We start from the raw sequence: 12,393 nt of genomic DNA on the forward strand, positions 1-12,393 counted from the left end.
CTCAAGTTCCAGCTGCAGAGAGCCGACATGTCGCAACCGCGTCAAATCATCCTCGACGAAATCGATCGCCAGCTGATCGCCCTGCTTCAGATCAACGCCCGCGAAAGCGTCGCCAACCTCGCCCGGCAGCTGGGCATTGCCCGCACCACGGTCAATTCACGCCTGGAGCGCCTGGAAAACAGCAAAGTCATCGCCGGCTACGGCGTACGCCTGGGCCAGCGCCTGATCGGCGGTGGGCTGCAAGCTTATGTCGGGATCAAGGTCCAACCGCGCGCGGGCAAGGAGGTGGTGCGGCGGATGACGGCCATGGGCCAGGTGCAACAGCTGTGTGCCGTGAGTGGCGAGTTCGACTACGTGGCGTGGCTGCACAGCGAATCGCCGGAACAGCTGGACCAGTTGCTCGACCAGATCGGCAGCCTGGACGGTGTGGAAAAAACCACCACGTCGATCATCCTCAGCAGCAAGATAGACCGCGGCCAGCCGATCTGAAAGCCACTTAATGCCTTCGTCATAACGACGTCATTAGCCTCAAAGTGACGAAAAAAAGATTAAAACGACGCCAGCATGAGTCTTAATAACGAACTGCGCACACCCTAGAATGATCCCAGGCATTTTCTCTACTCACGCTTCGCCCTCCGCGCAGCTCCTGGCAAGGTCATAACATGAACAACAATCGCCACCCCGCCGACGGCAAGAAACCAATCACGATTTTTGGCCCGGACTTCCCCTTCGCTTTCGACGACTGGCTGGAGCATCCGGCCGGTCTGGGCAGTATCCCGCTCGACCGCCAGGGCGAAGAGGTGGCGATTATCGGCGCCGGCATTGCGGGGTTGGTAGCGGCCTACGAGCTGATGAAGCTTGGCCTTAAACCAGTGGTGTATGAAGCGTCGAAAATGGGCGGCCGTCTGCGCTCGCAAGCCTTCAACGGCACCGACGGGATCATCGCCGAGCTGGGCGGCATGCGCTTTCCGGTGTCGTCGACGGCGTTCTACCATTACGTCGACAAGCTGGGCCTGGAAACCAAACCGTTTCCAAACCCGTTAACGCCAGCTTCGCCAAGTACCGTCATCGACCTTGAAGGCCAGACCTACTACGCCGAAAGCGCGGCGGATTTGCCAGCGCTGTTCCAGGAAGTCGCCGACGCCTGGGCCGACGCGCTGGAAAGCGGCGCGCGCTTTGGTGATATCCAGCAGGCCATTCGCGACCGCGATGTGCCGCGCCTCAAGGAGCTGTGGAACACCCTGGTACCGCTGTGGGACGACCGCACGTTCTATGACTTTGTCGCCACTTCCAAGGCCTTCGCCAAGCTCAGCTTCCAGCACCGCGAGGTGTTCGGTCAGGTTGGCTTCGGTACCGGCGGCTGGGACTCGGACTTCCCCAACTCGATGCTGGAAATCTTCCGCGTGGTAATGACCAACTGCGACGATCACCAGCACTTGATCGTCGGCGGTGTCGAGCAGGTGCCTCAAGGCATCTGGCGCCATGTGCCGGAGCGTTGCGCGCACTGGCCGGCAGGCACCAGCCTCAGCTCGCTGCATGGCGGCGCGCCGCGCACCGGGGTCAAACGGATTGCCCGTGCCAGCGATGGCCAACTGGCGGTCACCGATACCTGGGGCGGCTGCCGCCACTACGCCGCTGTGCTGACCACCTGCCAGAGCTGGCTGTTGACCACCCAGATCGACTGCGAAGAGTCGCTGTTCTCGCAGAAGATGTGGATGGCTCTGGACCGCACCCGCTACATGCAATCGTCGAAGACCTTCGTCATGGTCGATCGGCCGTTCTGGAAGGACAAGGACCCGGAAACCGGCCGCGATCTGATGAGCATGACCCTCACCGACCGCCTGACCCGTGGCACCTACCTGTTCGACAACGGCGACGACAAGCCGGGGGTGATCTGCCTGTCCTACGCGTGGATGAGCGACGCCCTGAAGATGCTCCCGCACCCGGTGGAAAAACGCGTGCAGCTGGCACTGGACGCCCTGCACCGGATCTACCCGAACACCGACATTGCCGGGCATATCATCGGCGACCCGATCACCATCTCATGGGAGGCCGACCCGTACTTCCTCGGCGCCTTCAAAGGTGCGCTGCCGGGCCACTACCGCTACAACCAGCGGATGTACGCGCACTTCATGCAGGACCACCTGCCAAGCGCGCAACGCGGCATCTTCATCGCCGGTGACGATGTGTCGTGGACCCCGGCCTGGGTCGAAGGCGCGGTGCAGACTTCGCTGAACGCGGTGTGGGGTATCATCAACCACTTCGGCGGCAAGACCCACCCGGACAACCCCGGCCCAGGCGACGTATTCGACGAGCTTGGGCCGATCGCCCTGCCCGACTGACCAGGAGGCGGCATGCACATCGCTCTGTTCCAAGGCCAGCCCGGCCCCCTCGACCTGGCTGGCAACCTCGAACGCCTGCAGCAGCAGGCGCACCAGGCAGCCGCCAGCGGCGCGCAGTTGCTGGTGTGCCCGGAGATGTTCCTGACCGGCTACAACATCGGCAGTAAACAGGTCGAGCAGCTGGCTGAAGAATCGGACGGGCCCTCGGCCATGGCCGTGGTCGAGATCGCCCAGGGGCTCGGGATTGCCATTGCCTATGGTTACCCCGAACGCGGCGAAGACGGCGCCATCTACAACAGCGTGCAGTTGATCGACAGCCATGGCCGCAGCCTGGCCAACTACCGCAAGACGCACTTGTTCGGTGAGCTGGACCGGGCCATGTTCGATGCCGGCAGCAATCACTTCCCGGTGGTCGAGCTGAATGGGTGGAAGGTCGGCATGCTGATCTGCTACGACATCGAGTTTGCCGAGAACGCCCGGCGTCTGGCGCTGGATGGCGCCGAGCTGATCCTGGTGCCGACGGCGAACATGAAGCCATACGACTTCGTCTGCCAGGTGACGGTGCGTGCACGCGCCCAGGAAAACCAGTGCTACCTGGTCTACGCCAATTACTGTGGCGCGGAAGGCGATATCCATTATTGCGGGCAGAGCAGCATCATCGGCCCGGACGGCGCTGTGCTGGCGCTGGCTGGAGAAGATGAATGCCAACTGCACGCGGAGCTGGACAGGCACCAGGTCGTGGCCGGGCGCCAGGCATTCCCGTACTTGCAGGACCTGCGGCGCGACCTGCACCAGCGCTGAGGGTGAATGCGCTAGCATGCGCACTCGCCCCTGGAGAATTCATGCCTGACGCCACTCGCCATCTGCCCCTGGCCAACGGCCTGCACCTTACCTTGCGTCACGCGCCGCGCCTCAAGCGTGCGGCGGCGGCTTTGCGCGTGCATGCGGGCAGCCATGATGCAGCGACGCGCTGGCCTGGCTTGGCGCACTTTCTCGAGCACCTGTTTTTCCTCGGCACCGAACGTTTCCCGCTGGAGGATGGCCTGATGCGCTACGTTCAGGGCGTTGGCGGCCAGGTCAACGCGAGCACCCGCGAACGCACCACTGACTTTTTCTTCGAAGTGCCGCCCGCTGCACTGGCCGGTGGTCTCGAGCGCCTGTGCCAGATGCTCGCCGAGCCGGACCTGAGCCTAGTGCGGCAAGTCAGTGAGCGCGAGGTGATCCACGCCGAGTTCATCGCCTGGTCGCGCAATCGTGAATCGCAGGACCAGTTCACGCTGCTCCAGCGGCTAGCGGCGGGTCATCCGCTGCGCGCCTTTCATGCGGGCAACCGATACAGCCTGAACCTGCACAATCCGCAGTTTCAGCGCGAGCTCAGGGGCTTTCACCAACGCTTCTATCAGGGCGGGCAAATGGTCCTGAGCCTGTGCGGGCCGCAGTCGCTGGACCAGCTGCAAGCCATGGGCGAGCGCTACGCCAGCGTTTTCGCCAGCGGCCAGCGGATGATTCAGGCACTGCCACCGGCTTTGAAAGAGCAACTGCTGGTGCCGCCAGCGCCCAAGCACGGCCAACTCGAGCTGCTGTTTGCCCACGATGGATTGCCGGCGGGTGCACAGCAGGCCATGGAATTGCTGCTGGGGTGCATCAGCGACAGCCGCGAAGGCACTTGGCTGGACGCACTGCGCCAACGCGGCTGGGTGCGTGAATGCCAGCCAAAACTGTTGTATGCCTTCGCCGGCCAGTTGCTCTGGACGATACGTCTGCGCTTGACCGACACCGCGCAGGTCGATGAGGTACGAGCGCTGCTGCACGGCTGGTTGCAGTTCATCAGGCAAGCAGACTTCGACGCATTGAACGCAGCCTATGCTCAGCTGCAACAGCGCCGGGCGATGTCCGCCAGCGCATTGGAGCTGGCGCAGCGAGACAGCCGTGAAAACCCGCTGCAAGCACTCGATGCGCGATCGCTCCAGGCTCTGCCTGCAGTATTGGATGGCCTGCCGCTGCAGGCATACGGAAGCTGGCAACTGCCGCCCGCCAATCCTCTGCTGCTCGCGAGCCTGCCCAACACGACGGCAGCGCTACCAGCCGCCCTGAGCATCAGCGCCTGCCTGCCCAGCTCGCGCCAATACGCCGCGCTGTATCTGCGCTGGAGGATCGCAACACCTCTGCGCCAGCGTCTGCACGCAGTGCTGGTCAACGCACTGCGGCCGCTCACCGAGCGCGCCGAGCAGGCCTCGCTACAGATGGACTTCAGCAGCAGTGGCGAGTACTGGCAGTTACGCTGCGCCGGGCTCCCCGCGGCCGTGGTGCGGCTGGTTGAAGAGGCGCTGGCAGTGTTGAACCAACCTGCTGCTGACTGCTGGCAAGCACCTGTAGCGGATGAACCTGCGTTGATTCCGATCAGGGCGCTGCTCAAGCGTTGGCCCGACGAGGTAGCGATTGCGCCCACCGCTCAGCCAGATACTGCCCGAGTGCTGGATCAGGCGATCCTCGACCAAGTCTGGCGGAGCACCAGCTGCCGAGGCCTGGCGGTCGGCTTCGGCGACCCGGAACTGGCAGCATTGGGCTCGGCACTCAGCCGCACGATGTGGGACGAGGCGGCCGACCAAGAGCAGTCGCTCGATGCCAGCACTGTGCCGGGCAAACGCTGGCTATATGCCGACGTAACAGGCAGCGAACACGCGCTGTTACTTTTCTGTCCGCTGACGGCGCAGCTACAAGGCGCCGGACGGCTGCTTGCACAACTGCTGCAGGGCCCGGTGTACCAGCGCCTGCGGGTCGAACTGCAATTGGGCTACGCAGTGTTCAGCGCCTTCCGCCAGACCGACGGCATCGGCGGCCTGCTGTTTGGCGTGCAATCGCCCCACGTCCGGCCGGAGCAGATCCTCGCACATCTGCTTGAGGTGTTCAGCGCAGGCGTGACTCTCGACAACGCCGCTCGGCAAGCTTTGGCTGATAGCTTTGACGAGGCAGCGATGCCCGACGCCGAGGTCGCGCAGTTGGCTTGGCAAAGCCACCTGGCCGGTGCGGCAGCCGATCTCGGGGGGCTGCAAGCAGCTATTCTGGACACCGATCAAGCCAGTCTGAACGCCTTGCTGACAGCCCTGATCACGGCCCAGCACGGCTGGCTATGCCTGGCCAACAGCCCAGCGCCTGACTCGCCCTGACCGAGATTGTTACTCGCAACGCAACAACCCTTCTCGCAAAATGAACCTTCTGGTACATAATTATCTTGTAAGATAGCGCAACCTCAGCAAATGGAACCTCCTGCCTCCGGGGGGTACCAAATAAGTAGCTGACAACCCTCAAGCCCCATCCCGAAGGAGTAATCCCATGTGGACCAAACCTGCTTACACTGATCTGCGTATCGGCTTTGAAGTGACCATGTACTTCGCCAACCGCTAAGCCTGGCTTGCGGTTAGACGCCTCGGTCCCGCCGGGGCGTTGTTGTTTTTGCCTACAGCATTTTGCATAGAGGGTGGCCATGTACGTCCAGATTCTTGGTTCAGCTGCCGGTGGCGGATTTCCGCAGTGGAACTGCAACTGCGTCAACTGCAAGGGTTTCAGGGATGGCTCGCTGCGCGCGCAAGCGCGTACCCAGTCATCGATCGCGCTGTCTGACGACGGCGAGCACTGGGTCCTGTGCAACGCTTCGCCAGATATCCGCGCGCAACTGCAGGCGTTTGCACCGATGCAGCCGGCCCGTGCACTGCGCGACAGCGGCATCGACGCGATCGTCCTGCTCGACAGTCAGATCGACCACACCACCGGCCTGCTCAGCCTGCGTGAAGGCTGCCCGCATCAAGTCTGGTGCACTGACATGGTCCATCAGGACCTGACCAGCGGTTTTCCGTTGTTCAACATGCTCAGCCACTGGAACGGCGGCCTGGCCTGGAACCGTATCGAACTCGAAGGCAGCTTCGTTATCCCTGCCTGCCCCAACCTCAAGTTCACCCCGTTCCCGCTGCGCAGCGCCGCGCCGCCGTATTCGCCGCACCGCTTCGACCCGCATCCAGGCGACAACCTCGGCCTGCTGGTCGAAGACCTGCGCACAGGCGGCAAGCTGTTCTACGCCCCAGGTCTCGGTCAGGTCGACAACTCCCTGCTGGAAATGATGCAGGGTGCCGACTGCCTGCTGGTCGATGGCACGCTGTGGCGTGATGATGAAATGCAGCAGCGTGGCGTCGGTACCCGCACCGGTCGCGAGATGGGCCATCTGGCGCAGAGCGGCCCAGGCGGCATGCTTGAAGTGCTGGACGGCTTCGCCAGCCAGCGCAAGGTCCTTATCCACATCAACAACACCAACCCGATCCTCGATGAAGACTCGCCCGAGCGCGCCGAAGTCGAACGCCGCGGCGTCGAAGTCGCCTACGACGGCATGAGCATCGAGCTGTAGGAGCCGCACATGAGCGACGCAACGCCGATGTCGCCTGCCGAATTCGAGCAGGCTCTGCGCGCCAAGGGCGCCTACTACCACATCCATCACCCCTATCACGTGGCGATGTATGACGGCCGCGCCAGCCGCGAGCAGATCCAGGGCTGGGTCGCCAATCGTTTTTACTATCAGGTGAATATTCCACTGAAGGACGCCGCGATCCTCGCCAACTGCCCGGATCGAGAGATTCGCCGCGAGTGGATCCAGCGCCTGCTCGACCACGACGGTGCGCCCGGTGAAGACGGTGGTATCGAAGCCTGGCTGCGCTTGGGTCAGGCGGTTGGCCTGGACCCGGAGCAACTGCGCTCGCAAGAGCTGGTGCTGCCCGGCGTGCGCTTCGCGGTCGACGCCTACGTCAACTTCGCCCGCCGCGCCAGCTGGCAGGAAGCCGCCAGCAGCTCGTTGACCGAGCTGTTCGCGCCGCAGATTCACCAGTCGCGGCTGGACAGCTGGCCACAGCATTACCCGTGGATCGATCCGGCTGGCTACGAGTACTTCCGCACCCGTCTTGGCCAAGCCCGGCGCGACGTTGAGCACGGCCTGGCGATCACCTTGCAGCACTACACCACCCGCGCCAGCCAAGAGCGCATGCTGGAAATCCTTCAGTTCAAGCTGGATATTCTCTGGAGCATGCTCGACGCCATGAGCATGGCCTATGAGCTGGACCGCCCTCCCTACCACTCCGTCACCCGCGAGCGGGTCTGGCACAAGGGGATCACACTATGAGTCTTGACCGTCAACAGGTGCCCAGCTGGCGCCCAGGCTACCGCTACCAGTATGAGCCGGCGCAGCAAGGCCACGTCTTGCTGTACCCGGAGGGCATGATCAAACTCAACGAAAGTGCCGCGCTGATTGGCGGCCTGATCGATGGCCAGCGCTCGGTCGCGGTGATCATCGCCGAGCTTTCCCAGCAGTTCCCCGATGTGCCCGAGGTCGCTGACGACATCGAGCAATTCATGGAGGTGGCCCGTGCCGAACACTGGATCGTCCTCGCCTGAAACAGCCGGCAAAGCCGGCGTCGGCCTACCGCTGTGGCTGCTCGCCGAGCTGACCTACCGCTGCCCGCTGCAATGCCCGTACTGCTCCAATCCGCTCGATTTTGCCGAGCAAGGCCAGGAGCTGACCACGGCACAGTGGTTCAAGGTCATGGCCGAAGCGCGCGCGATGGGCGCGGCACAGTTGGGCTTCTCTGGCGGCGAGCCGCTGGTGCGCCAGGACCTTGCCGAGCTGATCGGCGAGGCCCGCCGGCTGGGCTTCTACACCAACCTGATCACCTCCGGCATCGGCCTTACCGAAAAGCGCATCGCCGAGTTCAAGACCGCCGGGCTGGATCACATCCAGATCAGCTTCCAGGCCAGTGACGAGCAGGTCAACAACCTGCTCGCCGGCTCGAAAAAAGCCTTCGCGCAAAAGCTCGAAATGGCCCGCGCCGTCAAAGCCCACGGTTACCCGATGGTGCTCAACTTCGTCACCCACCGGCACAACATCGACAAGATCGACCGTATCATCGAGCTGTGCGTGGCGCTTGAGGCCGACTTCGTCGAGCTTGCCACCTGCCAGTTCTATGGCTGGGCGCAGCACAACCGTGCCGGGCTGTTGCCAACCCGTGCGCAGCTGGAGCGGGCCGAACGCATCACCAACGAGTACCGCGAGCGGCTCAAGGCAGCTGGCAACCCATGCAAGCTGATTTTCGTCACCCCTGACTACTATGAAGAGCGACCCAAGGGCTGCATGAATGGCTGGGGCAGTATCTTTCTTACCGTCACCCCCGACGGCACCGCACTGCCCTGCCATGGCGCGCGGCAGTTGCCGGTGCAGTTCCCCAATGTGCGCGAGCACGACCTTCGGCACATCTGGTATGACTCGTTCGGCTTCAACCGCTACCGCGGCTTCGACTGGATGCCCGAACCCTGCCGCTCGTGCGACGAGAAGGAAAAGGACTTCGGCGGCTGCCGCTGCCAGGCGTTCATGCTTACCGGCGATGCCAGCAACGCCGATCCAGTGTGCGCCAAGTCGGCCGAGCATGGCATCATCCTCCAGGCACGTGAGGAAGCCGAGCACGCCCATCAGGCCATCGAAGAGCTGACATTCCGCAATGAACGAAACTCCCGAGTCATCGCCCGCGGCTGAGTTCAGCGCCGCCCAGGCCGTCGCCGCCGGCACCGACTTCGCCGACCTCAAGGTCGGCGCGGCCGGGCTGTTCTGGAACGAATTCCGCCCTGCCGACGGCGCTTGCCGCCTGTGGCACTGGCGCGAGCAGCAAGCCCATTGCCTGACGCCGGACGGTTTCAGCGCACGCAGCCGTGTCTACGAATACGGTGGCGGCAGCTTCTGCCTGGGCAAAGAGCTGCTGGTATTCGTCAACGAGTCCGATCAGCAGATCTACCTGCAAGGCCTCGATGGCTCTGCGCCACGCGCCCTGACCGCTGCCGCCGACTGCCGCTATGGCGATGTGCTGTGGCATGCCGGCGCAGTGCTCGCTGTCGAAGAGCAGCACGCTGACAGCGTTGTGCACCGCTTGGTCTGCTTCGCCGATGAGGGCCGTCAAGTGCTGGCCGAAGGCGCCGACTTCTATTCGGCACCGACCCTGAGCGAAGACGGCCAGCGCCTGGCCTGGATCGAATGGGACCGCCCGGCACAGCCCTGGACCCGCACTCGATTGATGTGTCGCCAGCGCGACAGACACGGCGAGTGGACTGCCACGCTATGCCTGGCCGGCGATATCGACCCAGAGCAGTCCTTGCAGCAACCCCGCTTCGACGGGCAAGGCAGGCTGTATTGCCTGTCTGATCGCAACGGTTTCTGGCAGCCATGGGGCGAGATCGAGGGCGCTTGGAAAGCACTACCAGCAGTCGCCGCCGACCACGCCGCCGCGCCCTGGCAACTGGGTGCCAGCAGTTGGCTGGCAATCGCACCTGATAGCTATCTGGCCAGCTGGTTCGAAAACGGTTTTGCCCAGCTTGGCCTGCACAGCGGTGATCAGGTTCAGCGCTTCGCCAGCGAGTACACGCGCTTTCGCAGTCTGGCCCTGGACGACCGCCATATCTACGCTATCGCCGCCTCGCCGATCAGCCCAGCCGCAGTCATCGTCATCGAGCGTGTCAGCGGCCAGACCAGCGTGCTTAGCGGCGGTGGCCTGCCGCTGCCCGCCGAGCGGATCAGTCGCCCGCAGCCGATCCGCTATCCCAGCGGCGACGCCCATGCCCATGGCTTCTTCTACCCGGCGGCCAACCAGCCGCAGGGCGGCGCCGCGCCGCTGGTGCTGTTCATCCACGGCGGGCCGACCTCGGCCTGCTACCCGGTACTCGACCCGCGCATCCAGTACTGGACCCAACGCGGCTTTGCCGTGGCCGACCTCAACTACCGCGGCAGCAGCGGTTATGGCCGCGCCTATCGGCAAGCGCTGCACTTGCGCTGGGGCGAAGTCGACGTCGAAGACGCCTGCGCTGCAGTCAGTTACCTGGCGGGGCTGGGCCTGATCGACCCGCAGCAGGCGTTCATTCGCGGCGGCAGTGCTGGCGGCTACACCACCCTGTGCGCGCTGGCATTCGCCGATGTATTTCGCGCCGGCGCCAGCCTCTATGGCGTCAGCGACCCGCTGGCGCTGGCACGGGCGACGCATAAGTTCGAAGGGGATTATCTGGACTGGCTGATTGGCGATCCTCAACGAGACGCCGAGCGCTACCGCCAACGCACACCGCTGCTGCATGCCGAGCAAATCAAGGTGCCGATGATCTTCTTCCAGGGCGAGCTGGATGCCGTGGTGGTGCCCGAGCAGACTCGCGCAATGCTGGCGGCGCTGAAAGCTAACGGGATTGAGGCTGAAGGGCATTTTTATGCCGGTGAGCGGCACGGTTTCCGCAAGGCCGAGAACCTTGCGCATGCACTCGAGGAAGAATGGAAGTTCTATTGCCGGGTACTCGACCGTTGAGCCGAGTTCCCCGCAATTGCAACAGAGGGCCGCAGCGCGGCCCTCGTCACGTCAGCGCTTGGCGATGATATACACCGCGTGGATGATGCCGGGGATATAACCCAGCAACGTCAACAGGATGTTCAGCCAGAACGCACCGGCAAAGCCGACCTGCAGGAACACGCCAAGCGGCGGCAGAAGGATCGCGATAATGATGCGAATGAAGTCCATGCATGTCTCTCCGTCAGTGGTTACTACACAGACTCGCGCGCTTGCGCAGAGGTTCCGCAGGCACAACATCTTGCGCTAAAGGCAAAAAAACGCCCCGGGCCGAATAAGACAGGCCCGGGGCGATGCGCAGAAACGCCAGACGGTTCGTTGAAATAAGTGAGCGCTATTGCCGATCAGGCGCGCATCTCGCGACGGTTGTGCTGTTGCCCGTGCAGCCGGGCAAAGGCTCTGGCCAGCTTCAGCAGCATCTCGTCGACAAGCCCGCGGCTAATCGTCAGCGCCGGGGCAAAGCGGACTACATCGGGCTGGGGCGCCTGTAGCAACAAGCCCTCCTGCAATGCCGCCTGCACCAACGCTGGCGCCACCTCATCGTGTAACTGCAGCGCCCACAGCAGACCCTGCCCACGCACCTCGCCATGACCATAACGGCCGGACAACCTGCTCAGACCTTCGCGCAGGTGGCGGCCGCGGTCCTTGATCTGCTCGAAGAAGCCAGGCGCGAGCACGCTCTCCAATACCGCCAGGCCGGCCGCGCACATCAGTGCATTGCCGTGCTGGCTGCCTTGCAGCTCGCCAGGCTCGGCGCAGCAGGCGCTGCCGCGGGCCAGCAGCGCGGCGACCGGCACGCCACCCCCCAGGCCTGTGCCAAGGGCGATAATGTCGGCACGCACGTCATATCGCTGTTCGGCCAACAACGCACCGCAGCGGCCGATGCCGGTCAGTGCTTCGTCGAAAATCAGCAGAATGCCCAGCTCGCGGCACAGCCGTTCGACACCCTGGAGATACTCGCGGCTGGCCGGGATAACGCCGGCCTCGCCCTGGATCGGTTCGAGCATGATCGCGACTGTGCGCGAGTCGACGGCGGCGTGCAGTGCGCTCAGGTCGTTGAACGCCACCTGGCTGAAGCCCGACGTATCCAGACCGCGCCCGTGGCAGGCCTGGCTGGCCGTAATGACATGATCGGCGCCGCTGCGATGCAGTTGGCCCCATTTACGCGCCAGGCGGATCGCCGCTGCGCACGCTTCGGCACCGCTGTTGAGCAGGTATGCCTGGTCACTGCCGGTGCTCTGGCAAAGCTTCTGCGCCAGCAGCAACTGGTTGTGGTTGGTTAGCTGCCCGCCGCAGTTAAGCAATGTCTGGGCCTGAGCACTCAGCGCTTCGCTCACCACTTGCGGGCAATGGCCGAGACTGTTGCCTGCACTGCCTTGGGTGAAGTCCAGATAAACCCGACCGTCGTTGTCCCATAACCACGAGCCCTGCCCACGCACAAAAATCGGCGCAGGCCGCGCGGCGGACGCCATCAGCCATTCGCTCGATAGCGGGGCGGTAGCTGCCGGTGCTGCTGGTACAGATTCGACCACCGCGACAGCTGGCCGACGCAGCTTGAACAGATTCATCAGAACTCCAGACCGATCTTTCAGCGTGGCCTATCAAAAGTGTTTTTCAGCGACTGCAACAATCGGTCGCTGCAACAG

12 protein-coding genes are annotated in these 12,393 nt (G+C 63.6%); 10 read left to right on the forward strand and 2 right to left on the reverse strand.

Annotated features, from left to right (window positions below; translation table 11 throughout):
* Positions 1 to 27: 27 nt before the first annotated feature.
* The 10 genes from CXQ80_RS21755 to CXQ80_RS21800 all read left to right on the forward strand — a co-directional run bounded on the left by CXQ80_RS21755 (position 28) and on the right by CXQ80_RS21800 (position 10,708).
* Positions 28 to 489, forward strand: coding sequence for an Lrp/AsnC family transcriptional regulator (locus tag CXQ80_RS21755; RefSeq protein ID WP_101322405.1), 462 nt, complete (start codon positions 28 to 30; stop codon positions 487 to 489).
* A 173-nt stretch (positions 490 to 662) separates the two neighbouring features.
* A complete protein-coding gene (locus tag CXQ80_RS21760) occupies positions 663 to 2,342 on the forward strand; it encodes an NAD(P)/FAD-dependent oxidoreductase (protein WP_101322406.1) in 1,680 nt (559 codons plus the stop codon).
* 12 nt (positions 2,343 to 2,354) lie between these two features.
* Positions 2,355 to 3,143, forward strand: a complete 789-nt coding sequence (locus CXQ80_RS21765; RefSeq protein WP_101322407.1) for a carbon-nitrogen hydrolase family protein — start codon at positions 2,355 to 2,357, stop codon at positions 3,141 to 3,143.
* Positions 3,144 to 3,184: 41 nt separating this feature from the next.
* Complete coding sequence (gene pqqF / locus CXQ80_RS21770; protein ID WP_101322408.1) at positions 3,185 to 5,509, forward strand: pyrroloquinoline quinone biosynthesis protein PqqF; 2,325 nt, start codon at positions 3,185 to 3,187, stop codon at positions 5,507 to 5,509.
* 166 nt (positions 5,510 to 5,675) lie between these two features.
* Positions 5,676 to 5,747 (forward strand): pyrroloquinoline quinone precursor peptide PqqA, encoded by a 72-nt coding sequence (gene pqqA, locus CXQ80_RS21775; RefSeq protein ID WP_003243383.1) that lies wholly within the window; start codon positions 5,676 to 5,678, stop codon positions 5,745 to 5,747.
* A 79-nt stretch (positions 5,748 to 5,826) separates the two neighbouring features.
* Complete coding sequence (pqqB, locus tag CXQ80_RS21780; protein WP_101322409.1) at positions 5,827 to 6,738, forward strand: pyrroloquinoline quinone biosynthesis protein PqqB; 912 nt, start codon at positions 5,827 to 5,829, stop codon at positions 6,736 to 6,738.
* 9 nt (positions 6,739 to 6,747) lie between these two features.
* On the forward strand, positions 6,748 to 7,503 hold the full coding sequence (gene pqqC / locus CXQ80_RS21785) for a pyrroloquinoline-quinone synthase PqqC (protein WP_101322410.1): 756 nt from the start codon (positions 6,748 to 6,750) through the stop codon (positions 7,501 to 7,503).
* Positions 7,500 to 7,775 carry a pyrroloquinoline quinone biosynthesis peptide chaperone PqqD gene (gene pqqD, locus CXQ80_RS21790; protein WP_101322411.1) on the forward strand — a complete coding sequence of 92 codons (276 nt, stop codon included), beginning with the start codon at positions 7,500 to 7,502 and terminating at the stop codon, positions 7,773 to 7,775. Before pqqC ends, pqqD begins: the two co-directional genes overlap by 4 nt.
* A complete protein-coding gene (gene pqqE, locus CXQ80_RS21795; protein ID WP_101322412.1) occupies positions 7,747 to 8,907 on the forward strand; it encodes a pyrroloquinoline quinone biosynthesis protein PqqE in 1,161 nt (386 codons plus the stop codon). The genes pqqD and pqqE overlap by 29 nt, the downstream gene beginning before the upstream one ends.
* Positions 8,873 to 10,708: a S9 family peptidase gene (locus CXQ80_RS21800; protein ID WP_101322413.1), complete on the forward strand. Its 1,836-nt coding sequence runs from the start codon at positions 8,873 to 8,875 to the stop codon at positions 10,706 to 10,708. The genes pqqE and CXQ80_RS21800 overlap by 35 nt, the downstream gene beginning before the upstream one ends.
* Positions 10,709 to 10,759: 51 nt before the next feature.
* Here CXQ80_RS21800 and CXQ80_RS21805 read toward each other — a convergent pair whose 3' ends face one another.
* Both CXQ80_RS21805 and CXQ80_RS21810 read right to left on the reverse strand, forming a co-directional pair.
* The gene (locus CXQ80_RS21805) at positions 10,760 to 10,918 is read right to left on the reverse strand and encodes a YqaE/Pmp3 family membrane protein (protein ID WP_101322414.1); all 159 of its coding nucleotides are present in this window, start codon (positions 10,916 to 10,918) and stop codon (positions 10,760 to 10,762) included.
* Positions 10,919 to 11,091: 173 nt separating this feature from the next.
* On the reverse strand, positions 11,092 to 12,315 hold the full coding sequence (locus CXQ80_RS21810; RefSeq protein ID WP_101322415.1) for an aspartate aminotransferase family protein: 1,224 nt from the start codon (positions 12,313 to 12,315) through the stop codon (positions 11,092 to 11,094).
* Positions 12,316 to 12,393 lie beyond the last annotated feature (78 nt).

It is taken from the genome of Pseudomonas sp. 02C 26 (assembly GCF_002843585.1).
GTDB lineage: Bacteria > Pseudomonadota > Gammaproteobacteria > Pseudomonadales > Pseudomonadaceae > Aquipseudomonas > Aquipseudomonas shirazensis.

What these genes read in the sequence shown, in the direction of transcription:
- pqqC (WP_101322410.1), top strand. Translation starts at nt 6,748, where the DNA reads ATGAGCGACGCAACGCCGATGTCGCCTGCCGAATTCGAGCAGGCTCTG.
- CXQ80_RS21765 (WP_101322407.1), top strand. Translation starts at nt 2,355, where the DNA reads ATGCACATCGCTCTGTTCCAAGGCCAGCCCGGCCCCCTCGACCTGGCT.
- pqqB (WP_101322409.1), top strand. Translation starts at nt 5,827, where the DNA reads ATGTACGTCCAGATTCTTGGTTCAGCTGCCGGTGGCGGATTTCCGCAG.
- CXQ80_RS21810 (WP_101322415.1), bottom strand. Translation starts at nt 12,315, where the DNA reads ATGAATCTGTTCAAGCTGCGTCGGCCAGCTGTCGCGGTGGTCGAATCT.
- pqqD (WP_101322411.1), top strand. Translation starts at nt 7,500, where the DNA reads ATGAGTCTTGACCGTCAACAGGTGCCCAGCTGGCGCCCAGGCTACCGC.
- CXQ80_RS21805 (WP_101322414.1), bottom strand. Translation starts at nt 10,918, where the DNA reads ATGGACTTCATTCGCATCATTATCGCGATCCTTCTGCCGCCGCTTGGC.
- CXQ80_RS21800 (WP_101322413.1), top strand. Translation starts at nt 8,873, where the DNA reads ATGAACGAAACTCCCGAGTCATCGCCCGCGGCTGAGTTCAGCGCCGCC.
- pqqF (WP_101322408.1), top strand. Translation starts at nt 3,185, where the DNA reads ATGCCTGACGCCACTCGCCATCTGCCCCTGGCCAACGGCCTGCACCTT.
- CXQ80_RS21755 (WP_101322405.1), top strand. Translation starts at nt 28, where the DNA reads ATGTCGCAACCGCGTCAAATCATCCTCGACGAAATCGATCGCCAGCTG.
- CXQ80_RS21760 (WP_101322406.1), top strand. Translation starts at nt 663, where the DNA reads ATGAACAACAATCGCCACCCCGCCGACGGCAAGAAACCAATCACGATT.